Consider the following 22,675-nt stretch of genomic DNA (forward strand, 5'->3'; position numbering starts at 1 on the left):
GCCTCTCTGCGTGCGGGAAGGGTCAGGCGTAGGACTCGGCGAGGCCGACGAGGGTCCGCACCCCGAAGCCGGTGCCGCCCTTGGGCCAGTAGCCGGTCGGCGCCTTGTCGTTGAAGGCCGGGCCCGCGATGTCGAGGTGGCTCCAGGGGATGCCCTTGCCCACGAACTCGCTGAGGAAGATGCCCGCGGTCAGCATGCCGCCCTCGGCCCCGCCCTTGTGGGCGATGTCGGCGTTGATCGACTCGAGGGTCGGACGCAGCTCCTTCGGCAGCGGCATCGGCCACATGGCCTCGCCCACCGTGGAGGCCGCCTCGAGCACCCGGGTGCGGAAGGCGTCGTCGTTGCCCATCACGGCAGCGGTGTTGGCGAGCGCCACGACCTGGGCGCCGGTGAGGGTGGCGACGTCGACGATGGCGTCGGGCGTCGACTCCGAGGCAAGGGCGATGCAGTCGCCGAGGACCATACGTCCCTCGGCGTCGGTGTTGAGCACCTCGACGGTCTTGCCGCCGCGCATCGTGACGACGTCGCTCGGCCGCTGCGCGGTCGCGCTCGGCATGTTCTCGGCCAGGCCGAGGTAGCCGGTGACGGCGATGGGCAGGCCGAGCTCGGCGATCGCGAGGACCGCGCCGGCGACGGCCGCTGCACCCGCCATGTCGCACTTCATCGTCAGCATGCCGTTGGCGGGCTTGATGCACAGGCCGCCCGAGTCGAAGGTGATGCCCTTGCCGACGAAGGCGATCGAGGCCTTCGGGCGCGACGGGGCATAGCTGAGGACCGCGATGCGCGGGTCGTTGACCGAGCCCTGGCCGACACCCACCGTGCCGCCGAAGCCGCCGGCCCGCAACGCCTTCATGTCGTAGGACTTCAGCTTGACCTTGGTGCCCTTGATCCGCTCGGCGAGGGAGTCGACGAAGGTCTCGGGGTAGAGCAGGTTCGGCGGGAGGTTGACGAGGTCTCGGGTGTAGGCGACGGCCTCGCCGATGGCGGCTGCCCGCTTGACGGCCTTGCGCGAGGCCGAGTCGGCCGGACCGACGAGCGTCACGGACTCGACCGCGTCGGTGCTCGTCGCGCCCGCCTTGGAGACGGCGTAGGCGCCGAGGGCCGCGCCGTCCGCCACGGCCGAGACGAGCTCGACCGACGTGCCGGGCACCACGACAGCGACCTGCTGCTTCTTGCCGAGCGACCGGACCGCGGCGCCCACGCCCTTGCGCACGTCCTCGAGAGCGGTCGCGTCCGGCGTGGAGTCGGTCTTCAGCTCGCCGATACCGGCCAGCACGACGAGACGGGCGGAGACGTCGGGCACGGCCGCCAGGGACGTCACCTCGCCGACCTTGCCGGCCAGCTCGAGATCGGCGATGACGGACGTCAGGTGCGAGACCGTCTTGCGGGGCAGGTCGTGACCTGGTGCCAGGGCGGCGGTGCCATCACCCGTCTGGTCGGCGGCCACGATCGCGAGGACGAGCGCATCGGCGGCGGTGTCGGCGGCAGAGCGGTTCGAGATGGTGAGGTTGGCCACGAAGGACTCCTTTGGTGTCAGGCGCTTTCGGGCGCACATCGCAGCGCGTCCTCAGGTGCAGGGTGGTGGGGATGGTGCGGCGTCGGACGCCGCAGAGCCCCGGCGTTCGATGATAACGAGCGGGGACGGCATACCCGGTGACGGTAGGTTGACGCCCATGACGACAGCGACGTCGGGGACCGCCTCCCCGCTGACCTCACCCCTGCACGACCGCCACGTCGCCCTCGGCGCCAAGATGGCCGACTTCGGCGGCTGGGACATGCCGATCGAGTACCCCGGCGGCGGTGTCGTCGCCGAGCACACCGCGGTGCGCGAGCGGGTGGGCGTCTTCGACGTCAGCCACCTCGGCAAGGCGTCGGTGACGGGCTCCGGCGCCGCCGACTTCGTCAACTCGTGCTTCACCAACGACGTGCGTCGCATCCAGCCCGGCTCGGCGCAGTACACCCTCTGCTGTGACGAGTCCGGCGGTGTCGTCGACGACCTCATCGTCTACCTCAAGTCCGACGACGAGGTCTTCCTCATCCCCAACGCCGCCAACACGGCCGAGGTCGTGCGCCGGCTGCAGGAGGCCGCCCCGGAGGGCATCACGGTGACCAACCTGCACCGCGACTACGGCGTCATCGCCGTGCAGGGCCGGGGCAGCGATGAGGTGCTGCAGTCGCTGGGGCTGCCGTCCGGGCACGACTACATGTCGTTCGTCGAGGCCGACTGGCAGGGCCGGCCCGTCATCGTCTGCCGCACCGGCTACACCGGCGAGCGCGGCTACGAGCTCGTGCCCCGCTGGGACGACGCCCCGGCGCTCTGGGACGCCCTCCTCGAGGCGATGGCGCCCTTCGACGGCAAGCCGTGCGGCCTCGGTGCCCGCGACACCCTCCGCACCGAGATGGGCTACCCGCTCCACGGCCAGGACCTCTCGCTGCAGATCTCGCCCGTGCAGGCGCGTGCCGGCTGGGCGGTCGGCTGGAAGAAGGACACGTTCTGGGGCAAGGCCGCCCTGGAGGCCGAGCGGGCTGCCCCGACGCGCCTCATGCGGGGCCTGCTGGTCACCGGTCGCGGCATCCCCCGGGCGCACTGCACCGTGTCGAAGGACGGTGCGGCCGCCGGCGAGGTCACCTCCGGCACCTTCTCACCGACGCTCAAGCAGGGCATCGCCCTGGCCCTGCTCGCTCCCGAGGTCGCCGACGGCGAGACCGTCGAGATCGACGTGCGGGGTCGGGCGCTCGAGGCCACGGTCGTGAAGCCGCCGTTCGTGCAGGTGCAGGTCCGGGAGGGCTGAGCCCGCCGTCGCAGCGGTGTGCCGCCCGTGGCAGCGCCCTGCTGCGAGTGGCGCTCAGAGGTGATGGCGGGCGATCGTCGCGGCGACCAGCGCAGCGGCCAGGGACACCTCGATCGCAGCCCCGATGACGTCGCCGGTGATCCCGCCGAGCCGCCGCACGGCGTGGCGGCGGGTGGCGAGCGCGGCCCCTGCCGCGACGAGCACCTCGCCGGCTGCCCACGCCGCGGCTCCCGCTGACAGGTGGTGGCTGGGGCCCGATAGCCGGGCACCCGCCACTCCCGCGACTGCGGCCAGCACGGCCACCGCGGACACCGTCACCACCAGCCGCGGCCGGCCCACCGTCCCGGCCACCGCCTCACCCAGGCCCTCGGGCCGGGCGGGGGGTATGCCGTCCCGGGCGCAGGCGGCGCAGGCGAGTCGGCTCGCGGCGAGCGCCACGACGGCCAGTGCCGTGCCGGCCGGGTCGCCGAAAAGCAGGGCGAGGCAGGCGGCGTCGAGGAGCAGCACCAGGACGATCGCCGCTGCGCCGGCGGGCCCGGTGTCACCGCGCCGCATGACCTCGAGCGACCGGCGCCGGTCGTAGCCCGCCGTGAGGCCGTCGGCCAGGTCGGCCAGGCCGTCGAGGTGCAGGGCCCGGGAGGCGAGGGCGGCGACGAGCAGTGCGAGCACGGCAGCGACGGGAGCAGGCAGCAACCCGGCGTGGACGGCAAGCCCGAGTCCGACCCAGGCCAGCGCCACGGGCAGCGTCGTCACCGGCGCGAGCACCATCGCCAGACCGACCAGCGCGCGGTCGACCCGCCGAGGGGGTCGCACGCGAAGGGCGGTCAGGGTGCCGAGTGCGAAGCGCCAGGCGTCACGCATCAGGCGTCTCGCGCCCGGGTTCGTGCGGCAGGACCGGAGCGTCGCCGAGGTCCAGCACACGACCGGCGACGACGAGGTGGACGTGACGGGCCACGCTCGCGACCCGGGCGTTGAGCCGCCCCAGCTCGTCCTGGAAGAGCCGGCCCGACGCCGTGGTGGGGACCAGCGACCAGCCCACCTCGTTGGTGACGACGACCACGGGCACACTGGTGCGGCAGAGCGACTCGACGAGCCGGTCGGTCTCGCGGCGCGCCGCGGAGGCCGCCGCCTCGAGGTCGTCCCAGCCCGTGGCGTCGACGACGGCGGTGAGCCAGGTGCCGAGGCAGTCGACGAGCACCGGCCCCGTCGCGGTGTCCAGGGCCAGGGCCAGGTCGGTCGTCTCGACGGTGCGCCACGCGGTCGGTCGGCGGTCACGGTGGCTCTCGACCCGTCGCCGCCACTCGACGTCCCCCGGGTCGAGTGAACCGGAGGCGCCGGCCGGCGGCAGGGGTTGCCCGGTGGCGACGTACGTGACGTCCGACCGGTCCGAGAGCAGGTCCTCGGCGTGCCGGCTCTTGCCACTGCGGACGGGCCCGGTCACCAGGGTGGTCGTCCACGCGCGCGGAGCAGCGGTGCCCGAGCCGGTCGCGGCCCGAGTCCCGGCCCCGGTCGCTGTCCCCGGGTCGGTCCTGGTGCGGCGCGGCCCGATGTCGCTCACCGTTGCACCTGTGATCCGTGCACCGGTACCGCCCGGTCCGTCGCGGCAGTGGCGGTCGGGCCCGTGGGCTCGAAGACGACCGGGACCCCGAAGGCCGCGCGCCGGGCGCCACGACGGAACACCCGCAGCAGCGCGGGCCCGGCGAGCAGGACGAGCACCGCGTTGAGCACGCCCCGCGGCAGGTCCCACCCGAGCGAGGTCGCGAGGTAGAAGAGGGCGTAGTGGGCGAGGTTCTCGCTCAGCGGTGCGCCCGGCACGAACGCCATGCCCGAGGCCGCGCCGGACCCGAGGAAGGGCCAGAACCACAGGTTCATGAAGAGCCCGAAGGCGAGCCCGGTGACGAGGGCGTAGCCGGCGACGACCCAGCGCTCGAGCCGGCTGCCCGGCCGCACCGGCAGCACCCCGGCGCCGAGCCCGATCGCTCCCGAACAGATCATCTGGAACGGCAGCCACGGCCCCACCCCGCCCGTGAGCAGGGCGCCCGTCGTGACGGCGAGGGCACCGGCGACGAAGCCGACGCCCGGACCGAGCACGCACCCGGCCACGATGACGACGAAGAACATCGGCTCGAGCCCGGCGGTGCCCGCGCTGAGCAGCCGCAGGCCGCCTCCGGCAGCGGCAGCCACGCCCAGGACGGCGACGGTCTTGGCGTCGAGGCGTCCGGCGGTCACCTCGGCCAGGCACACGACCGCGAGGAGGCCGAGCAGCACCGCGAAGAGCCAGGGTGCGTCGTTGCCGTGGTCTCGGGCGACGTCACCGCTGACGAAGAACGGCCACGTGAACGCGATGAGCCCCACCACGCCGACGACGCCGACAGCCACTGCGGCCGGCCACCGCAGCGGGATGACGCGCCGGCCGGTCACGCGATCCTCGCCAGGGCGCCGGCGACCTCGGCGACGGTGAGCCAGGTCTGGGGCAGCAGTACCTTCGTCACCTGGGGCGCGAAGGCCGGTGAGGAGGCGAGCACCTCGCGGGCCGGGCCGTCGGTCACGACCTCGCCGTCGGCGAGGATGACGACCCGGTCGGCCACCTCGGCAGCCAGCTCGACGTCGTGCGTCGCGAGGACGACCGTCGTTCCCTGCGTCGCCAGCGCGGTGAGGACCTCGCCGAGCCGTTTCTTGGCGCCGTAGTCCAGCCCGCGGGTGGGCTCGTCGAGCAGGAGCACCTCGGGGGATCCGGCGAGGATCACGGCCAGGGCCAGCTCGAGGCGCTGACCCTCGGAGAGGTCCCGCGGGTGGGTGTCGGGGGAGATGCCGCCCGAGATTCGCTCCAGCACGGCCCGGGCCGTGCCGGGCGCCGCCCCGAAGTCGGCGTCGGCGGCGACGCACTCTGCAGCCACGGTGTCGGCGTAGAGGAGCAGCTCCGGCTGCTGGGGCACCAGGCCGACGGTGTGCACCCGGTCGCGGGCGGGGCTGGCATGCGGGTCCAGACGCCCAGCCCCCACGCGCACCCGTCCTGCTGCCAGCGGGTGCTGCGCCGCGACGGCCCCGAGCAGGGTGGACTTGCCCGCCCCGTTGCGGCCCATCAGGGTGGTCACCGAGCCTCGGGCGACGGTGAGGTCCAGGCCCTCGATGACGACCCGGCCGCCACGCGCCACCCGGAGGCCGGAGACGCTGAGGGCCTCGTCCGGCCCGATGGGGCGCAGGTCCGCGGCCGCCCTCGGGACGCTGGCGCCCAGGGTCTCGCGCAGCGTCGAGGCCTTCCGCCGGGCGTCGCGGATCGAGAGCGGGGTCGGCGACCACCCGACCAGCCGGGACAGGCCGACGACGGGCGGGAAGATCTGCGAGCGGACCATGGCGTCCGCCGGGTCGAGCAGCTCCGAGACGTGCCCGTCGTCGATGAGCACGACCCGGTCCGCGTGGTGCACCACCCGCTCGAGACGGTGCTCGGCGAGCACGACCGTGACCCCCAGGTCGTGGACGATGCGGTGCAGTGACGCGAGGACCTCCTCGGCCGCGACCGGGTCCAGCGCGGAGGTGGGTTCGTCGAGGACCAGCACCCGGGAACCGGCGGCGAACATGGCGGCGATCGCGACGCGCTGCTGCTGTCCGCCCGAGAGCGCGCGCAGGGACCTCGCACGCAACGCCGTCAGGCCGAAGAGGTCGAGCGTCTCCTCGACCCGTCGGCGGATCGTCGTGGGGTCCAGGCCCATCGTCTCCATGCCGTACGCGACCTCGTCCTCGACGACGTCGGTGACGAAGGTGGACGTCGGATTCTGCTCGACGAGCCCGACGACGGTGGCGAGGTCGCGGGGACGGTGCTCGGCCGTGTCGAGACCGTCGACGCGGACCCGCCCGGTCAGGGTGCCGCCGCTGAAGTGAGGCACGAGGCCGTTGACGGTGCGCAGCAGCGTCGACTTGCCGCTGCCGGTCGGCCCGACGACGAGGACCAGCTCTCCCTCGGGGATCTCGAGGGAGACGTCGCGGAGGCTGGGGGCCGGGGCGCCGGCATACTGCACCGACACGTGCTCGAAGGTGATCACGCGATGGCCTCCCGGGGAGGCGGCGTCACCCAGGCGGGGACGGCCGCGACGACGATGGCGAGCACGGCGGGCAGCGGCACCGCAGGCAGCTGGGCCGACTGGCCGGGCACGACGCCCGCCCAGCCCCGGGCCGAGGCGACGACGAGAACTGCGGCGGGCGCCGCGCCGGCCAGGACGGTGATGGTCTCGGTCCACGTCCAGCGGTCGCGGCGGTGCCCGGAGCGCGAGTCCCGGGAGGCGCCGACCACCAGGCTCGACCCGGCGAGCAGCGCCCCGACCACGAGCACGGGCAGCCCGAGCAGGCCGCCGGCCGACGCGTCGAGCAGGCCGTACAGCCCGGCGAGGACACCGACGAGACCCGCGAGGGCGAGGCTCGTCGCGGTGCGGCGGCTGGTCCGGGTCGAGGTGACCGAGCGGCCGTACCCGCGAGACTCCATCGAGGCCGCCAGGCCGAGGGAGCGCTCGAACGCGGTCTCGAGCACCGGGACCGCGAGCCGGGCGACCTCGCGCAGCCCGCGACCGTCTCGACCCCGCAGCGTTCGTGCCGCGCGCACGTCACGGGCGTCCGTGAGCAGCTGGGGTGCGAAGGTCAGCCCGACGACGACGGCGGTGCCGACGTCGTAGAGGGTCGCGGGCAGGTAGCGCAGGAGCCGGCGAGGGCTGGCCAGCGCGTTGGCGGCCCCCAGGCACGCGAGGATCGCCGCGAGGCGTAGGGCGTCGTAGACGGCATACAGCAGGGACTCGACCGTCACGGGCCCGCCGAGCCGGATGCCCGCCGCCCACTCGGGCAGGGGCACGGTCGGCAGCGTGACGAGCACCGTGCTGCCGCTGATCCCGTTGCCCAGGAGAGCCGTCACGACGATGCGGAGGGCGACGACCACGGCACCGACGGCGAGGAAGCCCGGCAGCGGGTTCGCCGTGGCCGGGTCGCGACGCTCGCTGACGACGAGGACGCAGACGCCGATGACCAGGAGCAGGAGCACCGGGTTCGTCGTGCGCGACGCTGCCGTGGCGAGGCCCAGCCCCCACAGCCACCAGGCTGCGGGGTGCTGGAGCCTCGCACGGAGCTGGACCACGTCGTCGCCGACCCTCAGGCGTTCCGCCGGGCGCGCGAGCGCACGAGCAGGTAGGCGACCAGGGCCAGCAGGAGCAGCCCCGCGACGACGTATGCCGCCACCGTCCCTCCCGAGGTCGACGACGTGGCCGTCGCCGCCGACGGCGCGACGTCGGGGGCCCCGGATGCCGTGGCGCTGGCCGAGGGGGTGGCCGAGGGCGCCGCGATGGTCACCGGCTCGTCCTTGGCCTTCGCCGCAGCACTGACCTCCTTGACCGCACCACCACAGTCGCTCGTCGGGTAGCCCGCGACCGCACAGACCAGGCCCTTCTCGGTGCGGACACCGCCCGCGACCGCGAGCACCGCAGCGCTGGATGCGCCGGTGTCGACCACGGCGCACACGGCCCGGGGCTGGGGCGGGGTGGCGCCGTCGGCCGCGTCGGCCGGACGGCCGAAGTCCAGCACGAGGCCGACGCGCTTCTTGCCCGACTTGGCCGGCGTGGAGCCGCAGAGCTGGTCGAAGGTCAGGACCGCGCGCGGGTAGCGGCTCGACGTCTCGTCGGCGACGGCGAAGCGCCAGCCGTCGACGGCGCCGTCCTTGGGCACCGTCTGGTCGGGGCCCTTCTGCGCGAAGGCCCACGAGGTTCCCGTGAGCTGGTAGAAGCCCCAGTAGCGGTACGCGGCGGCCTGGGCGGGCGCGAGCGTCAGGGCTGAGAGGCAGGCCGCGACGACGGCGGCCAGGAGCACCCGGACGGGGGTGCGACGAACATGGGACATGGTTTCCTCCTTGCGGTCGGACACCATGTCGGGTCGCTGGCTGGAGCCGGCCCGGCGGGGTGACTCCGGTCCGCATTCCACGACAGACTGACAAAGGAGCCGTTCGGACGCGGGTTTTCCGGCTTGCCGTCCGAGGCCGGCGAGCGGCTCGGGCGGAGTAACGGTTGCGGGTCAGCGCCGGATTCTCACCGGCTTGCCCCGTCGTCCTTCGGTTAGGCGAACCGTTGCACGCGCGCCCTCGCTGCGTCAAACGGGCCGCCAACTAGGGTGACGGGCATGAGTGCTGACTGGTCCTGGCTGTTCCTCGACGCCCACGGCAACCCGATGCAGGGGGAGGGCCTCGCGACCGCGGGCTTCCCCACGCAGAGCGACGCCGAGAGCTACCTGGGGGAGTCGTGGCGCGAGCTGCTCGCGGCCGGCGTCGAGGCCGTGACCCTTCGTCAGAACGAGACCGTCGTCTACGGGCCGATGAGCCTGCGGGCGGCGGAGTGAGCACCGTGCCTGCACAGCGGTCGACCTCGACCGGCTCACAGGAGGGCCTCTCCGGGGGGCTCGAGCGTGAGCTGCTCGCCCGCGTCGTCACCGCGCAGCGGTCCTGGCGCGCTCCTGGCGTCAGCGTGGGCGTCGTGCGCGACGGACAGCTCGTCTGGTCGGCGCACGTCGGTTCGGCCCGTCTGGCGCCGGCCGCAGCCCCCGCCGACGACGACACGCAGTTCATGATCGGCTCGGTGACCAAGACGTTCACGGCGTTGGCGGTCATGTCTCTCCGGGACGAGGGGCTGCTGTCGCTCGACGACGCCCTGGAGACGTATCTGCCCGAGACGCGGCATGCGCGGGTTCCCCTGCGCCAGATGCTCGCCCACGCGTCCGGCCTGCAGCGTGAGCCCGTCGGCAACATCTGGGAGAGCCTGGACGCGCCGGACCGCGACGCGTTCCTCTCCGGGGTGGAGCAGGCCGAGCAGGTGCTCCCGCCGCACCACGCGTTCCACTACTCCAACCTCGCGTACGGCCTCCTCGGTGAGGTCGTCCAGCGGGTGACCGGCCGGGACTGGGAGGACGTCGTGCGCGAGCGCGTCCTGGCGCCCCTCGGGATGACGCGCACCGGGCTGACCCCGGCCGACGACCGTGCCATCGGCTACCAGGTCGACCCGTACGCCGGCACGGCCCGCGAGGAGCCGCTCTTCGCCCTCGGCGCCACCGCGCCGTTCGGCGGCCTCTGGTCGACGGTCGCCGACCTCAGCCGCTACGCCGCCTACGTCGCCGCGCCCGACGACCGGGTGGTCCGGCCCGAGACGGTCGACGAGATGTGCCGGCCGATCATCATGACCGACGTCGACGGGTGGGGTGGCGCCTACGGCCTCGGCTTCGGCATGGGTCGCCGTGGCGACCGGGTCTACGTGGGGCACGGCGGGGCCATGCCGGGCTTCCTGACGGGGCTGCGGGTGCGGCGCCGGGAGGGCGTCGGTGCCGTGGTCTTCGCCAACGCCACGTCCGGCGCGCTCACCCTGAAGCTGGCCACCGACCTCGTCGAGGCGGTCCTCGACGCAGAGCCCTCGCTGGCAGCGCCGTGGGTTCCAGAGGCGCCGCAGCCCGAGTTGGGCGAGCTGCTCGGTCTGTGGTGGTCCGAGGGCTCACCCCTCACGTTCTTCGTGCGTGACGGGCAGCTGTGGTCGCGCCTGTCGGAGGACGACCCGCTGTCGGAGACGCGGTATGCCGCCGACGGCACCGACCGCTTCCGCGCCGTCGAGGGCCGCGAGCGCGGCGAGCTGCTCGAGGTCGTGCGGGACGAGGACGGGTCGGTGGAGAAGCTCTACTTCGCGACGTACGCCGTGACCCGGGCGCCGCTCGCCTTCGCGGACCTGCAGGGCTGAAGGCCCCGACTGGTTCGGGCGAGGGCCACGCCATGGTCCGGCAGGCCGGAGCGGGCCTCGGGCGGACGGGGGGCAGGGCGCGCGCCGGCCCCGATGGGGCGGAGTTCAGGCCGCGCGCCGGCCCCGGTCGACCTGGGGCTTCGGCATGCGGGTGCGGCGCATCTGGAAGGCGCGCATGATCGCGTACCACGCGTCGCCCCGCTCGGCCGAACCGAACTTGTCCTCGACCTTGCGTCGCGTCCGGCGCCACATCAGCAGGGCGTCACCGATGGCCACGAGGATCAGGCCGTAGACCAGGACGAAGACGAGCAGCAGTGCCCAGCTCTGCTTGACGAAGCTGAGCAGCAGCACGATGAGCATCACCGGCAGCATGAACTCGCCGATGTTCCAGCGGGAGTCGACGGCGTCGCGGATGAAGCGGCGACGCGGGCCCTTGTCACGGGCGGGGAGGTACTTGTCCTCGCCCGTCATCATGCCGACGCGCTGCTTGGCCATCGCCTCCCGGCGGGCCGTCTTGTCCTGCTTGCCGGCCGCCTTGCGGTCGGTGACGATCAGGGGACGCTTGTTGAGAGCCTCCTGCTCGCGCCGCTTCGGCGTCGGCCGGTTCTTGGCGCCGGGTCGCTCCGGCTGGTCGGTGGTGACCGTGGTGCCGAGCTCGTCGTTGAGGGTCTTCTTGCGTCCGAACACGAGGACACTCTAAGCCGAAGAGGGGCCGGGCCCCGCATCGTCGCTGGGGGACCGTCGCGGATCGGAGCACAACGGTCCCCGAGAACGCCTACTTGATGACGAGCGTGCCCTTCTCGCCGGCAGCGTAGTGCTGGGGGAAGGTGCACAGGTAGGTGTAGGTGCCCGGTGGTGCGGAGAAGGTGATCGTGTTGCTCTGGCCGCCCTCGATCAGCTGCGTGTGGGCGACGATGGCCGGGTCGTCGACGTTCAGCCAGTCGTTGTTGTCTCCGGCCGCCTGGCCGCTGGAGACGACGGCGCCTTCCTGGCCGGCTCTGACGAGGACCCAGTTGTGCCCGACCTCGTCCTGCGAGTCGGTGTGGTTGACGAACCTGAGCTTGATCTTGTGGCCGGCGGGCTCCGTGAGCATCACCTTGTCGTAGTGGAACTCCTTGGCCCCACTCGCCGAGCCGACCTCGACCGGGATCGTTCCGGCGCTGACCGCCTTGCCGGCACCCGGATCCTGCGTCGCCGTCCCGCGCTCGTCCGGGTCCGGACCGGTCGACGTCGACGAGAACCCGACGCTCGAGGGCCCGTCCGGAGGCGCCGTCGTCTGACCCGGGGACGTGCTGCATCCCGCCAGCAGGGCACCGCCGGCCGCGACGGCCGCCATCATCAGGAGACGCCGTCGCGTCGGACTCCAGCAGTCTGCAGTGGCCATCTGGACCGTTTCCTTCCTTGTCAGGCGGGTGCGAGGTCAGGCGGGTGCGAGCACGGCTCGGCACGCCGGCGACGGAGTCAGAGCTCGTCCTGGGGCGCCTCGGCCTGAGCGCGCCGGCGACGGAGCGTCGGGAGCACGGCGATCAGCGTCAGGGCGAGCGGGGTCGCGATGGCCACAGGGAGCACGCCGCCCGGGTTCGTCTTCTCGAACGCCTTCACGGTGAGGTGGATGCCCGAGCTCGAGACGGGTTGCGACGTCGCGTTGCGCCCGCGCGGCTGGGGCAGGACCGTCAGGTAGACCATGTAGTCGCCCTCCAGGATCGCCTCGACCGTCCACGACTGCTCGCTGGACTCACCGGGGGCGAGGGTGTCGACCTGCTGGGTCCGCTGCGGCGACCAGTCCTCGGGGTCGACCGGCTCGCCCTTGCCCGTCTTGACGATGTTCATCGCGACGGCGAGCGGCGCTGTCGCCGTCACGCCTGCGTTGGTCACGACCGAGTTGAACTCGACCTCGTCGCCCGCGCTGACCGTCTTGTACCGCAGGTCGACAGCGATCTGCAGCCCCTGACCGGCGACCGTGGGCGCGGCCTGGGCGCGCGTGGCCGGCGCGGCGACCAGGGCAGCGGCGGCGCCGCCGACGAGAAGGACGGTCGCGAGCCGCCCCGGTCGGGCGAGCCTGGACCGGGACGCCGACCGGGCGGCGTCCCGGTCGAGACGGAGCCGGGGGGCGGCATACAGGAAGAGCACGGCAAGTACCCCTACCGCGGAGAAGATCGCCGCCAGCAGGTAGGGCATCTTCTCCGCCACGGTCCGGTTGTTCACGAGGACCTTCTCCAGGAACTCGCTCGAGGCCTGCAGAGGGTTGAACTGCTGGATCAGGTAGCCGAGGTCGCCCTTCTGGGCGCTACCGGGCCACTGTGTCGGGATGAGGAAGACGAGGTAGACGACCAGGCTCGCGAAGAGGCTCGCCCGGTTCGACTTGGACCAGATGCTGAGGAGCATCGCGAAACCGGTGAACGCGAGGGCGAGCAGACCACCGAGGAGGGCCCCCAGCAGCAACCCCTCCTGCACCGCGTCGGAGCCCTGGGCGAGGACGACGACGTACGGGATCGTGAGCAGGAAGGTCACGGGCCACGGGGTCATGGCGGCGAGGAACTTGCCGAACACGACCTGTCGCGGCTTGGCCGGAGTCAGGAGCAGCGGCTCGAGGGTCGCCCGCTCACGCTCACCGCTGATGCTGTCCGCCCCGAGCACCATCCCGACGAAGATGCCGAAGGAGATGCCGCTGAGGATCGTGAGGAACGCCATCTCCAGCGGCGGGATCAGGCTGAGCTGGCTCTCGAGCTGTCGCAGTGCCGACGTCACGGACATCACGAGGCTGAAGAGGATCAACAGCAGCATCACCCGCCCGCCGGTCCACAGGTCGATGAACTCGCGCCTGAAGACCAACCACCACACCGGCAGGGCGACCCCGCGCCGCTCCGCCGCCTCGACCCGAGCACTGCGTCGCTCCTGTGCCACGCTCATGACAATGCCTTTCCTGGCTGGTGCCTGATGCGGTGGGCCGCCGGCGAGGCGGCGGCCGTGTCACTCCGCCGCGAGACGAACGCGCCGTGCGGAGTGGAGGAAGAGCACCCCCGTGATGATGGCGGTGACCACGGCGGGGGCGACGAGGTACAGCCACGCCTCGCCCAGAGACCTGTTCTCGTCGACCACCATGGTGAGCAGCCGGCTGGCCGACTCCAAGGGGTCGACGGCGGAGACGACGACTCCACCGGATGAGTTGAGGAACTCCGTGGGGAGCTGGGCCGGGATCAGCAGCCCGGCGTACACGAGCAGGCACACGAAGAGGCTGATCTTGCTGGAGTCGGACCAGATGCTCACCAGCATGCCGAATCCCACGAAGGCCACCGACAACAGGCTGCCGAGCACCGCACCCCAGAAGAGGGCGGTCCAGAGCACCGGGTCCCCGTGCGAGAGCGTCGCAACGTAGGGCACCCCGAGGAAGTACGCCGCAGGCCAGGGGGAGAGGGCGGCCAGGAACTTGCCCAGCACGATCTGTCGGGGACCCGACGGGGTGAGGAGCAGCGGCTCCAGCGTCGCTCGCTCCCGTTCGCCACTGATGCTCTCGGCGCCGATGACCAGACCCATGAACAGCCCGAAGGTGATGGTCGACGTGACGGCGACCACGACCGCAGCCTTCATGGTGACCAGCTTCAGGTCGTTGTTCGTGGCCAGCAGGTAGGCCGTGACCGACATGAGGACCGCGTAGAGCGTGAGGAACCGCAGGACGCGTCCTCCGGCCCACATCTCCACGAACTCCTGCTTGAAGACGAGCCACCATGCCGGAGCAGTCCGACCCTGCGCCACCACACTCCCGCTGACGAGGGAGAGGTCCGCGCTCATCGAATGGCCTCAGCCGTCAACCTGAGGAAGACGTCCTCCAGTCGTCCGCCGCCGGTGTCGAAGCCCAGGACGGGGACATCCGCGCGGATGAGCGACTCGAGCAGGTCGTTCCTGGCTCGGGACTCGTCCGCTCCCGAACCGTTGGACGCGTGGAGCTTGACGTCCAGCCAACCCGTGGAGTCCTCCGATCGCACGTCGCCGTCGATCCCGGGGAACGCCTGCAACAGCTCCTGGGTCCTGTGGATCGAGGCGACCGGGACGCGTATGCGCACGACGTGGTCGAGCTCCGGATGGGAGGCTCCGACGACCTCGGCAACGGTCCCCTCGGCGACGACCACCCCCGCGTTCATGATCACGACGTCGTCGCACACGCCCTCGATCTCCGACAGCAGGTGGCTGCACAGCACGACGCCCGTGCCCCGCTCCCTGGCGATCCGCTGGACCAGCCGCAACAGCTCCCGTTGCCCGCGCGGATCCAGCCCCAGCGTCGGTTCGTCGAGGAACACCACGGCCGGGTCGTTCACGAGTGCGCGAGCGATGCCGAGCCGCTGGCGCATGCCGTGGCTGAAGGAGCCGACGCTCGAGTCCGCCCGGTTCTGCAGGCCCACGTCCGCGAGCAGGTCGGTGGCGATCCGTCTAGCCTCGCCGGCGGGCCGACCGTAGAGCTGCGCGAAGTACGTCAGGTAGCCGAAGGCCGTCATCTGCCTCGGGAAACCCAGTCCTTCAGGGAGGACACCGATCCGGCGACGGATCGCCTGCGGCTGGTCGGAGCCGATCCCGTCCACGCTGAACCAGCCGGAGCTCGGGCGAAGGATCGTGGTGAGGATCCGGATGGAGGTCGTCTTGCCGGCGCCGTTCGGACCCAGGAAGCCGAGCACTCTTCCGGCGTCGAGCGAGAAGGTGAGGCCTTTCAGGGCCACCCTGTCTCCGTAGGTCTTCCGGAGATCCGCGGCCGCGAGTATCTCGGTACTGCCCTTGCCTCGCGGGTCAGGGACGTCGTTCATCGTGCCGACCTCCTGTCGGTGTGGCCGAGCGCATACGTCGCCGATCTGGTGCCGGCGACGGTCCGTCCTGAGCGCGGCACACCAGTCCCCGAACTCGGACTGAGGCCAAGAAGACGCTCATACAACCCACCCCTGCTGACGGCACCTGGGATTCAGGTTATTCCCACCGTTGACACGACGAACCCGTAGTCCGCAGAGTCACTTTCACCCGGATTTGAGCTGCGCGACCGACTCCGGTCGAGGGTTTGGGGGACCGAGGACGGCGAGCCTGCCTGGTCGTCGGTCACCGCAGCGGAACGAACAGGTACGGCCCGTGCCCGGTGGTCCGTATCGTCCCCGCCTCGAGGGCCGCAGTGGTCAGTCGCCCACCGACGGGAATCACCATCAGCCCCTGGGGCGCCAGCTGGTCGACGAGGACCCAGGGCAGCGTGGACACGCCGGCCGATACGAGGATGCGGTCCCACGGCGCCTCTATGGGCGCGCCGAGGACCCCCGCTTCGGCGACGCGGATGGAGGCTTGTGACATGCCGGTGCGGGAGAGGTTCCTCGCTCCCCAGATGGCGAGCTCGGGCTCGAGCTCGACGCCGAGGACCGTGCCGGTCGAACCGACGAGGTGTCCGAGGAGCGCTGTCGTCCAGCCGGATCCGGAGCCCACGTCGAGCACGCGTTGTCCAGGACGGACGTCCAGCAGGGTGAGCATCGTTGCGACAGTGCGCGGTTGGGAGTTCGTCTGGCCGTGGCCGATCCCGATCGGACCGTCGAAGCCGGCGCGCCACCGCTGGGTACGGGGGAGGAAGTCGGCACGGGGGACTGCCTCGAACGCCGCCCGCACCGCGTCGTCCATGTCCGGGGTCGACCATGGCCTCACGAGGATCCCAGGGGCTCCAGCGCGAGGACGTCCTCGGGCGTGGACAGGTCTGGAAGAGCGAGGAACACGGAGCTGACGCCACGCTCGAAGAGGCGGGCGTAGCGGTCACGGTGGTCCGAGACGGGGCCCGCGTGGTGCCGGGCCGCGAAGGTGCCGGCCGGGGCGCGCCCTCGCAGCCGCTCGACCCTCGCCCAGGCGTCGTCGCGGTCGCGCCCCACCACGGGCACGTCGAGGACGGTCACGGCCACGTCCTCGTGAGGACGACCGATGGCGTCGCACTCGGCCCGGAGGAGCGGGATCGCGCGCTCGAGGGTGGCGTCGTCGCTCGGCACGTTGCAGCCGTCGCCGAGCCGGGCCGCGACCCGGAGCGAGCGGGCTCCCGTCCCTCCGACGACGATGGGCACCGCGCCGGCCGGGCGCGGGTAGCCCGTGGTCTCGGGCAGTGAGACACGCTGGCCCGCATACGGTTTCGTACCGGCTGCCCACAGGGCGCGGATCGTCTCGATGGCACTCTCGAGCCCGTCGAGACGCTCCTTCGGGCTCGGGAAGGGCAAGCCGTATGCCGCGTGCTCGCGGGCCCACCACCCCGCGCCGATGCCGAGGAAGGTCCCTCCACCGGTGATCGCGTCGAGAGTCGCGGCTGCCTTGGCGGTGATCCCGGCCGGGCGGAACGTCACCGGTGAGACGAGGGGGCCGAGCCGCAACCGCGTGCCCAGTCCGGCCAGGACCCCGAGGGTGACCCAGAGCTCGGGGAGCGGCTCCCAGGCACGACCGGCCTGGGGGATCTGGATGAGGTGATCCATCAGGGCGATTCCCTGCAGACCGGCCTCGTCCGTCGCCCTGGCGATGTCGGTGAGCCACGCGAGCGGCTCCTCCCCCCAAGGGAACCGCGACACCTGGAGGATCACCCCGAAGTCGTGGCTGCGGCTGCTCGGTGCGCTCCGCGGCCGGGGAGGGGGGCTGGCGGCCGACTCCGGGGCCACGACCCTGACCTGGTCCCAGCCCTCCGACCGGAGCTGCGCGGCGGCGTCCACGAGGCGCCGCACCTGCCCGGCCAGGACGCCCGCAGGCACCGGCCGGTCGCGGATCCGGTTGCGGTGGCGAACGAGCGCGAGAGGGGTCTCGAACACGACGGCGACCGCGGGCAAGCCACGCGCTCGGGCCAGGCCGAGGTGTCGACGCCTCCGCTCCGGCTCCATCCCCAGGGTGTCGACCACTGTCGTGAGGCCGCGACCGGTCCGCGCCGCGACGATTCGGTCGAGCAGCTCGAAGGCGTCGGCCGACGCCCCCAGGTCGGAGGGCCCGCTGCCCACGACGGCCCGCAGGTCGTCGGAGGCGACGATCTCCTGCGCTCGGAAGCGTGCCGCGGCCCACGTCGACTTGCCGGCGCCCGAGGGCCCGACGAGGACCACGAGCGCGGGGTCCGGCAGCGGCGCATCCACCACGTCCGCCACCCTAGTCGTGCAGTCCCGGCGCGGAAGGCACTCGATAGGGTCGGGGGGTGACTGATGACGCGCTCACCCCCGACCAGATCCAGCAGCTCCGCGACCGCGTGGCAGGCCTGATGCCGCAGGTCCGGGCCGACCTCGAGCAGCTCGTGCGCATCCCGAGCGTCTCGGCGTCCTCGTTCGACCAGAGCCAGGTGGCGCGCAGCGCCGAGGCCGTGGCCGAGCTGCTCCGCCGTGAGGGGCTCGACGTCGAGATCGTCCAGGAGGGCGGGCGACCCGCCGTCATCGGGCACCTCGACGGACCCGAGGGGGCGCCCACCGTCACCCTCTACGCCCACCACGACGTGCAGCCGCCGGGCGACGACGCCGACTGGGACACCCCGCCGTTCGAGCCCACCGAGCGTGACGGTCGGCTCTACGGCCGTGGCGCGGCCGACGACAAGGCCGGCGTCATGGCGCACGTCGCGGCACTGCGGGCTCACTCCGGCCAACTTCCCGTCGGCGTCACCGTCTTCGTCGAGGGCGAGGAGGAGTTCGGCTCGGCGTCGCTTCCGCAGATCCTCGAGAAGCACGGCCACCGCCTGTCCGCCGACGCCATCGTCATCGCCGACTCCGGCAACTGGGCCATCGGCGAGCCGGCCCTCACCACCACGCTGCGCGGAGGTGTCCGGGCCGTGGTCCGCGTCCAGACGCTGGACCACTCGGTGCACTCGGGCATGTACGGCGGCGCCGCGCCCGACGCCGTGACCGCGCTCATCCGGCTGCTGGCCAGCCTGCACGACGAGGACGGCAACGTGGCCGTGAAGGGCCTCGACGAGGGCACCGCGGCCGAGCTCGACTACGACGAGGCGCGCTTCCGCGAGGAGTCGGGCCTGCTCGACGGTGTCGACCTCATCGGCACGGGCTCCATCCTGACGCGCCTCTGGAACAAGCCCTCCATCACCACCATCGGCATGGACGTGACGTCGGTCGACAAGGCGTCGAACACACTCGCCGCCCGGGCCGCCGCGAAGGTGTCGATGCGCCTGGCTCCGGCCCAGGACCCGGCAGCGGCGTTCGAGCTGCTGGAGCAGCACCTGCTGGAGCACGCGCCGTGGGGCGCGAAGGTGACCGTCGAGCTCGAGGAGCACGGCTCCGGCTTCGCGGCCGATGCCGACGGCCCGATCTACGACGAGGCGCGCGCGTCCTTCGCCGATGCCTGGGGCACCGCGCCGGTCGACATGGGGGTCGGCGGGTCAATCCCGTTCATCTCCGACTTCGTCGCCCGCTTCCCCGAGGCCTCCATCATCGTCACCGGCGTCGAGGACCCCGACACGCGCGCCCACGGCGCCAACGAGTCGCTCCACCTCGGCGAGTTCGAGAAGGTCTGCGTCGCCGAGGCCGTCTTCCTCGCCCGGCTGGGAGCGCTGCAGCGCACCCGCTGAGCCGAGCGGCATACGTACGCGTCGCCCGGGAGCCGTGCTGGCTCCCGGGCGAAGGTATGCCGCTCAGCGCGCCGGGCCTCAGTGACCGCCGCGTCCGGCGCCCACCCGAGCCACCTCGGGCTCGTCAGCCGCCCGACGAGGCCGAGGCCGAGCCCCGGAAGATGCCCTCGCGCAGCTCCAGCGCGTAGGCGTCCGCCTCGGGCATGCCGAGCTCGTACGCCACCGCGACCTCCGCCTCGATGTCGTAGGGGACCCGGGGGAAGGACACCGAGAACGGCGCGGGTTCGGGGGAGTCGAGCACTCCCTCGAGGACCGCGTAGGGGGCGCTCGGCGCGTCGAGGTGGTTGCCGACCGCGCCGGCGTTGAAGAGCGTCAGGCCCTCGTCGACCTCGAGGTAGGCGCTGTGGATGTCGCCGTAGCCGACGACGTCGGGAGTCGCTCCGGGCTCCTGGCCCCCGGCCGTGAACTCGCCGGTGAAGTCGGTGTTGGTGAACATGCCGCGGAACTGCTCCTGCGTGTGATGGACGTGCACACGGTGGAACTCGCTCGTCTGAGAGGCGTGGAAGAGGCGGATGAGTCGGCCGCTCATCACCAGCTCGTAGGCGTTGGGCAGCCTTGACAGCCAAGCGATCTCGTCGTCGTCGAGCTCGTCGCGCACCCACTGGCCGTGCTCCCACGCCTGCTTGTCCCTGGCCGAGATGAAGGTGTCCCAGTTGCCGCGGACCGTGACCTCGCACGCCTCGCGGCACAGCTTGACCGCCTCGGCCCCGCGGGGCCCCTTGCCCACGACGTCGCCGAGGTTGACGGTGCGCTCGATGCCGCGGGCCTCGATGTCGGCGATCACCGCGCGCAGCGCCGTCACGTTGCCGTGGACGTCGGAGATGACGGCCACGCGGTCCAGTGCGCGCTGCCTTCGTGGGGCGTCGGACACCCGGTCTCAGTCCTTGTGCGTCTTGCCGGGCAGGGCAAGCATGCGGTCGAGCGCCGCCCGGGCCTCGGCGGCGACCGTGGGGTCGACGCGGATGGGGTTGACCACACGTCCCTCGACGAGGGACTCGAGCGCCCACACCAGGTGCGGCAGGTCGATCCGGTTCATCGTCGAGCAGTAGCAGACGTTCTTCTCGAGGAAGGCGATGTGCTGCTCGGGGAACTGCCGTGCCAGCCGGCGCACGAGGTTGAGCTCCGTGCCGACGACCCACGAGCTGCCTGCGGGTGCGGCCGCGATGGTCTGGATGATCTTCTCCGTGGAGCCGACCTCGTCGGCGAGCTCGACGACCTCGTAGCGGCACTCGGGGTGGACGATGACCTTGACGCCGGGGATGTCGCGACGGGCCGCCTCGACCGCGTCGACCGAGAAGCGGCCGTGCACCGAGCAGTGTCCGCGCCACAGGATCATCCGCGCCGCCTCGAGCTGCTCGGCGGTCAGGCCGCCGTTCGGGCGGTGCGGGTCCCAGACGACGCAGTCGTCGAGGGTGAGGCCGAGCTCGCGCACGGCGGTGTTGCGGCCGAGGTGCTGGTCGGGGAGGAAGAGGACCTTGCCCGTGCCGTCGACGCCGCCCACCTGCTCGAAGGCCCAGTCGAGGGCGGTGGCGGCGTTGGAGCTGGTGCAGATGGTGCCGCCGTGGCGCCCGGTGAACGCCTTGATGGCGGCCGACGAGTTCATGTAGGTCACGGGAATGGTCTGCCGGGCGACGCCGGCCGCGGCCAGCTGCTCCCAGCAGTCCTCGACCTGCGCGATCGCGGCCATGTCGGCCATCGAGCACCCGGCAGCCAGGTCGGGCAGGATCACGGCCTGCTCGTCGCTCGTGAGGATGTCGGCCGACTCGGCCATGAAGTGCACGCCGCAGAAGACGATGTAGGGCGCGTCGGGCCTGGCCGCCGCGTCGCGGGCGAGCTTGAAGGAGTCACCCGTCACGTCGGCGAACTCGATGACCTCGTCGCGCTGGTAGTGGTGGCCGAGGACGAAGACCCGGTCACCCAGGGCCGCCTTCGCGGCGCGGGCACGCTCGACCAGGTCGGGGGCAGATGGGGCGGGCAGCTCACCGGGGCACTCGACTCCTCGCTCCGTGTGCAGGTCGGTGCCGCTGCCGAGCACGAGGAGGGGGAGCGGGGCGGGTCCCGCTGCGCGTGCCGTGGCCGTGTCGGTCGTCATGGCCGAATCGTATGCCGCTGCGCGGACTGCCGGCACCGGCTCCCCTCGCCCTGCGCCGGGCCGTCGAAGGCGGCCACCGGCTGCCGCCTGTCCACACGTCGGCAGTGGCAGGATGCCGCCGTGCACGTGATCATCGCCCCCGACTGCTACACCGGCACCCTCACGGCGAGCCAGGCCGCAGCTGCCATCGCCGAGGGGTGGGGGCGGACCGCCCCCGGCGACCGGCTCACGCTGGTCCCGCTCTCCGACGGCGGCCCCGGCTTCGTGGACGTCCTCGCCGAGAACCTCCACGGCGAGGTGCACGCGGTCGTCACCACCGACCCGCTGGGCCGGGAGGTGCCCGGGTCGATCCTGCTGATGACCGGCGCGGGCGGGCGGACGGCATACGTGGAGTCCGCCCAGGCCGCGGGACTGCACCTGCTGGCGCCCGACGAGCGGGAACCGACGCGGACGACGACCACCGGCGTGGGCACGCTCCTGCTCGCGGCTCTCGAGGCGGGCGCCCGGCGGGTGGTCGTGGGCCTCGGCGGCTCCGGCACCAACGACGCCGGGGCGGGCCTGCTGGCCGCACTCGGGGTCGGTGCCGCCGAGCGACTCGGGCGCGGAGGGCTGGCCCTGGCCGCCACGACGCCCTCGGACGTCGCCGGCCTGGACGCCGCCCGTGACCGGTTGCGCGGGGTCGACCTCGTCATCGCGAGCGACGTCGACTCACCGCTGCTCGGGCTCAAGGGGGCGAGCGCCGTCTTCGCACCACAGAAGGGCGCCTCGGAGGAGGAGGCCCAGCGGCTCGAGAGCGCCTTGGGCCACTTCGCGAGCGTCGTTTCCCGGGTGCGGCCCCCGGCGCGCGACCTGCTGACCGGGAACCTCCTCAAGCCCGAGCGGGAGCCCGGCGCCGGCGCGGCCGGCGGCCTGGGCTACGCGCTGCACCTCCTCGGCGCCCGTCGGGTCTCCGGCGTCGAGGCCGTTATCGACGCGGTCGGTTTCGTCGACCTCGTCGCGGCGGCCGACCTCGTCGTCACGGGGGAGGGCAGCTTCGACTGGCAGTCGCTGCGGGGCAAGGTCGTCGTCGGCGTCGCCGAGGCGGCCGCACGGGTCGGCGTCCCGGTCGTCGCCGTCCCCGGGCAGTCTCTCGTCGGGCGTCGTGAGGCCATGACGGCCGGGCTCTCGGGCGTGTATGCCGTCGCCGAACGTCCCGACCAGGTGGCCGCCGCGCTCGCCGAGCCGGCCGCACGGCTGGCCGACCGCGCCGCGCGCGTCGCGCGCACCTGGTCGCCGTCGACCTCCTGAGCGGTCCCACCGGTCCGAAGCGACCCCGGATCCCGCCCAGGACTCCTTCGAGGGGGGAGCGTGCACCGTTTGCCGCACCCCGGACGTATGGTGGGAAGGCGCCCGGGAACACATCCGGCGCCGCAAGGGTTGTCACTCCAGACCCATGCTCCACGACGTGAAGGACCAA

At 72.6% G+C, this 22,675-nt stretch carries 21 protein-coding genes and 1 riboswitch; of the genes, 5 read left to right on the forward strand and 16 right to left on the reverse strand.

Going from position 1 to position 22,675, the window contains the following annotated elements; genetic code table 11:
• Positions 1-22: 22 nt before the first annotated feature.
• Positions 23-1,516 (reverse strand): leucyl aminopeptidase, encoded by a 1,494-nt coding sequence (locus tag ABD194_RS16770; protein ID WP_343993429.1) that lies wholly within the window; start codon positions 1,514-1,516, stop codon positions 23-25.
• 157 nt (positions 1,517-1,673) lie between these two features.
• On the opposite strand from ABD194_RS16770, the gene gcvT reads away from it, so the two are divergent.
• Positions 1,674-2,792, forward strand: a complete 1,119-nt coding sequence (gene gcvT, locus ABD194_RS16775) for a glycine cleavage system aminomethyltransferase GcvT (RefSeq protein WP_343993432.1) — start codon at positions 1,674-1,676, stop codon at positions 2,790-2,792.
• A gap of 54 nt (positions 2,793-2,846) precedes the next feature.
• Here gcvT and ABD194_RS16780 read toward each other — a convergent pair whose 3' ends face one another.
• The 6 genes from ABD194_RS16780 to ABD194_RS16805 are packed head-to-tail and all read right to left on the reverse strand — an operon-like array spanning position 2,847 to position 8,663.
• A complete protein-coding gene (locus ABD194_RS16780) occupies positions 2,847-3,653 on the reverse strand; it encodes an adenosylcobinamide-GDP ribazoletransferase (protein ID WP_343993434.1) in 807 nt (268 codons plus the stop codon).
• Positions 3,646-4,350, reverse strand: coding sequence for a bifunctional adenosylcobinamide kinase/adenosylcobinamide-phosphate guanylyltransferase (locus ABD194_RS16785; protein WP_343993436.1), 705 nt, complete (start codon positions 4,348-4,350; stop codon positions 3,646-3,648). Before ABD194_RS16785 ends, ABD194_RS16780 begins: the two co-directional genes overlap by 8 nt.
• On the reverse strand, positions 4,347-5,213 hold the full coding sequence (locus ABD194_RS16790) for an ECF transporter S component (protein ID WP_343993438.1): 867 nt from the start codon (positions 5,211-5,213) through the stop codon (positions 4,347-4,349). The genes ABD194_RS16785 and ABD194_RS16790 overlap by 4 nt, the downstream gene beginning before the upstream one ends.
• Positions 5,210-6,832 carry an ABC transporter ATP-binding protein gene (locus tag ABD194_RS16795; RefSeq protein WP_343993440.1) on the reverse strand — a complete coding sequence of 541 codons (1,623 nt, stop codon included), beginning with the start codon at positions 6,830-6,832 and terminating at the stop codon, positions 5,210-5,212. The genes ABD194_RS16790 and ABD194_RS16795 overlap by 4 nt, the downstream gene beginning before the upstream one ends.
• Entirely contained in the window at positions 6,829-7,908 is a 1,080-nt protein-coding gene (locus ABD194_RS16800; RefSeq protein WP_343993442.1) for an energy-coupling factor transporter transmembrane component T, read from the reverse strand. Before ABD194_RS16800 ends, ABD194_RS16795 begins: the two co-directional genes overlap by 4 nt.
• A 14-nt stretch (positions 7,909-7,922) precedes the next feature.
• Positions 7,923-8,663 (reverse strand): SCO2322 family protein, encoded by a 741-nt coding sequence (locus tag ABD194_RS16805; protein WP_343993444.1) that lies wholly within the window; start codon positions 8,661-8,663, stop codon positions 7,923-7,925.
• Positions 8,664-8,772: 109 nt separating this feature from the next.
• A riboswitch (cobalamin riboswitch) is annotated at positions 8,773-8,885 on the reverse strand.
• A 54-nt stretch (positions 8,886-8,939) separates the two neighbouring features.
• Between ABD194_RS16805 and ABD194_RS16810 the strand changes: the two genes are divergently transcribed.
• Together ABD194_RS16810 and ABD194_RS16815 are read left to right on the forward strand one after the other, a co-directional pair.
• Positions 8,940-9,155 carry a hypothetical protein gene (locus ABD194_RS16810; protein WP_343993446.1) on the forward strand — a complete coding sequence of 72 codons (216 nt, stop codon included), beginning with the start codon at positions 8,940-8,942 and terminating at the stop codon, positions 9,153-9,155.
• Entirely contained in the window at positions 9,152-10,534 is a 1,383-nt protein-coding gene (locus ABD194_RS16815; protein WP_343993448.1) for a serine hydrolase domain-containing protein, read from the forward strand. Before ABD194_RS16810 ends, ABD194_RS16815 begins: the two co-directional genes overlap by 4 nt.
• A 105-nt stretch (positions 10,535-10,639) precedes the next feature.
• Here the strand turns inward: ABD194_RS16815 and ABD194_RS16820 are convergent, their stop codons facing one another.
• The 7 genes from ABD194_RS16820 to ABD194_RS16850 form a co-directional block, all read right to left on the reverse strand.
• On the reverse strand, positions 10,640-11,221 hold the full coding sequence (locus tag ABD194_RS16820) for a DUF3043 domain-containing protein (RefSeq protein WP_343993450.1): 582 nt from the start codon (positions 11,219-11,221) through the stop codon (positions 10,640-10,642).
• Positions 11,222-11,309: 88 nt separating this feature from the next.
• Positions 11,310-11,918 carry a plastocyanin/azurin family copper-binding protein gene (locus tag ABD194_RS16825; protein ID WP_343993452.1) on the reverse strand — a complete coding sequence of 203 codons (609 nt, stop codon included), beginning with the start codon at positions 11,916-11,918 and terminating at the stop codon, positions 11,310-11,312.
• 77 nt (positions 11,919-11,995) lie between these two features.
• Complete coding sequence (locus ABD194_RS16830) at positions 11,996-13,444, reverse strand: ABC transporter permease subunit (RefSeq protein ID WP_343993454.1); 1,449 nt, start codon at positions 13,442-13,444, stop codon at positions 11,996-11,998.
• A gap of 60 nt (positions 13,445-13,504) precedes the next feature.
• Entirely contained in the window at positions 13,505-14,323 is an 819-nt protein-coding gene (locus tag ABD194_RS16835) for an ABC transporter permease (RefSeq protein ID WP_343993456.1), read from the reverse strand.
• Positions 14,320-15,327: an ABC transporter ATP-binding protein gene (locus tag ABD194_RS16840; protein WP_343993458.1), complete on the reverse strand. Its 1,008-nt coding sequence runs from the start codon at positions 15,325-15,327 to the stop codon at positions 14,320-14,322. The genes ABD194_RS16835 and ABD194_RS16840 overlap by 4 nt, the downstream gene beginning before the upstream one ends.
• A 283-nt stretch (positions 15,328-15,610) precedes the next feature.
• The gene (locus ABD194_RS16845; RefSeq protein ID WP_343993460.1) at positions 15,611-16,171 is read right to left on the reverse strand and encodes a protein-L-isoaspartate O-methyltransferase family protein; all 561 of its coding nucleotides are present in this window, start codon (positions 16,169-16,171) and stop codon (positions 15,611-15,613) included.
• A 20-nt stretch (positions 16,172-16,191) separates the two neighbouring features.
• Positions 16,192-17,640 carry an LLM class flavin-dependent oxidoreductase gene (locus tag ABD194_RS16850; protein ID WP_343993462.1) on the reverse strand — a complete coding sequence of 483 codons (1,449 nt, stop codon included), beginning with the start codon at positions 17,638-17,640 and terminating at the stop codon, positions 16,192-16,194.
• A 56-nt stretch (positions 17,641-17,696) separates the two neighbouring features.
• Between ABD194_RS16850 and ABD194_RS16855 the strand changes: the two genes are divergently transcribed.
• A complete protein-coding gene (locus ABD194_RS16855) occupies positions 17,697-19,067 on the forward strand; it encodes a dipeptidase (protein WP_343993464.1) in 1,371 nt (456 codons plus the stop codon).
• 124 nt (positions 19,068-19,191) lie between these two features.
• On the opposite strand, the gene ABD194_RS16860 is transcribed toward ABD194_RS16855, so the two are convergent.
• On the reverse strand, positions 19,192-19,959 hold the full coding sequence (locus ABD194_RS16860; RefSeq protein ID WP_343993466.1) for a metallophosphoesterase family protein: 768 nt from the start codon (positions 19,957-19,959) through the stop codon (positions 19,192-19,194).
• A gap of 45 nt (positions 19,960-20,004) precedes the next feature.
• On the reverse strand, positions 20,005-21,219 hold the full coding sequence (gene nadA, locus ABD194_RS16865; RefSeq protein ID WP_343993468.1) for a quinolinate synthase NadA: 1,215 nt from the start codon (positions 21,217-21,219) through the stop codon (positions 20,005-20,007).
• Positions 21,220-21,339: 120 nt separating this feature from the next.
• Between nadA and ABD194_RS16870 the strand changes: the two genes are divergently transcribed.
• On the forward strand, positions 21,340-22,506 hold the full coding sequence (locus ABD194_RS16870; protein WP_343993470.1) for a glycerate kinase: 1,167 nt from the start codon (positions 21,340-21,342) through the stop codon (positions 22,504-22,506).
• Positions 22,507-22,675: the final 169 nt, after the last annotated feature.

Origin of the sequence: Terrabacter terrae (genome assembly GCF_039529575.1) — a bacterium.
Classification (GTDB): domain Bacteria; phylum Actinomycetota; class Actinomycetes; order Actinomycetales; family Dermatophilaceae; genus Terrabacter; species Terrabacter terrae.

Excerpts from the sequence above, each read along its gene's own strand:
- gcvT (WP_343993432.1), top strand. The coding sequence starts at position 1,674 with ATGACGACAGCGACGTCGGGGACCGCCTCCCCGCTGACCTCACCCCTG.
- ABD194_RS16780 (WP_343993434.1), bottom strand. The coding sequence starts at position 3,653 with ATGCGTGACGCCTGGCGCTTCGCACTCGGCACCCTGACCGCCCTTCGC.
- ABD194_RS16805 (WP_343993444.1), bottom strand. The coding sequence starts at position 8,663 with ATGTCCCATGTTCGTCGCACCCCCGTCCGGGTGCTCCTGGCCGCCGTC.
- ABD194_RS16810 (WP_343993446.1), top strand. The coding sequence starts at position 8,940 with ATGAGTGCTGACTGGTCCTGGCTGTTCCTCGACGCCCACGGCAACCCG.
- ABD194_RS16825 (WP_343993452.1), bottom strand. The coding sequence starts at position 11,918 with ATGGCCACTGCAGACTGCTGGAGTCCGACGCGACGGCGTCTCCTGATG.
- ABD194_RS16830 (WP_343993454.1), bottom strand. The coding sequence starts at position 13,444 with ATGAGCGTGGCACAGGAGCGACGCAGTGCTCGGGTCGAGGCGGCGGAG.
- ABD194_RS16835 (WP_343993456.1), bottom strand. The coding sequence starts at position 14,323 with ATGAGCGCGGACCTCTCCCTCGTCAGCGGGAGTGTGGTGGCGCAGGGT.
- ABD194_RS16840 (WP_343993458.1), bottom strand. The coding sequence starts at position 15,327 with ATGAACGACGTCCCTGACCCGCGAGGCAAGGGCAGTACCGAGATACTC.
- ABD194_RS16845 (WP_343993460.1), bottom strand. The coding sequence starts at position 16,171 with ATGGACGACGCGGTGCGGGCGGCGTTCGAGGCAGTCCCCCGTGCCGAC.
- nadA (WP_343993468.1), bottom strand. The coding sequence starts at position 21,219 with ATGACGACCGACACGGCCACGGCACGCGCAGCGGGACCCGCCCCGCTC.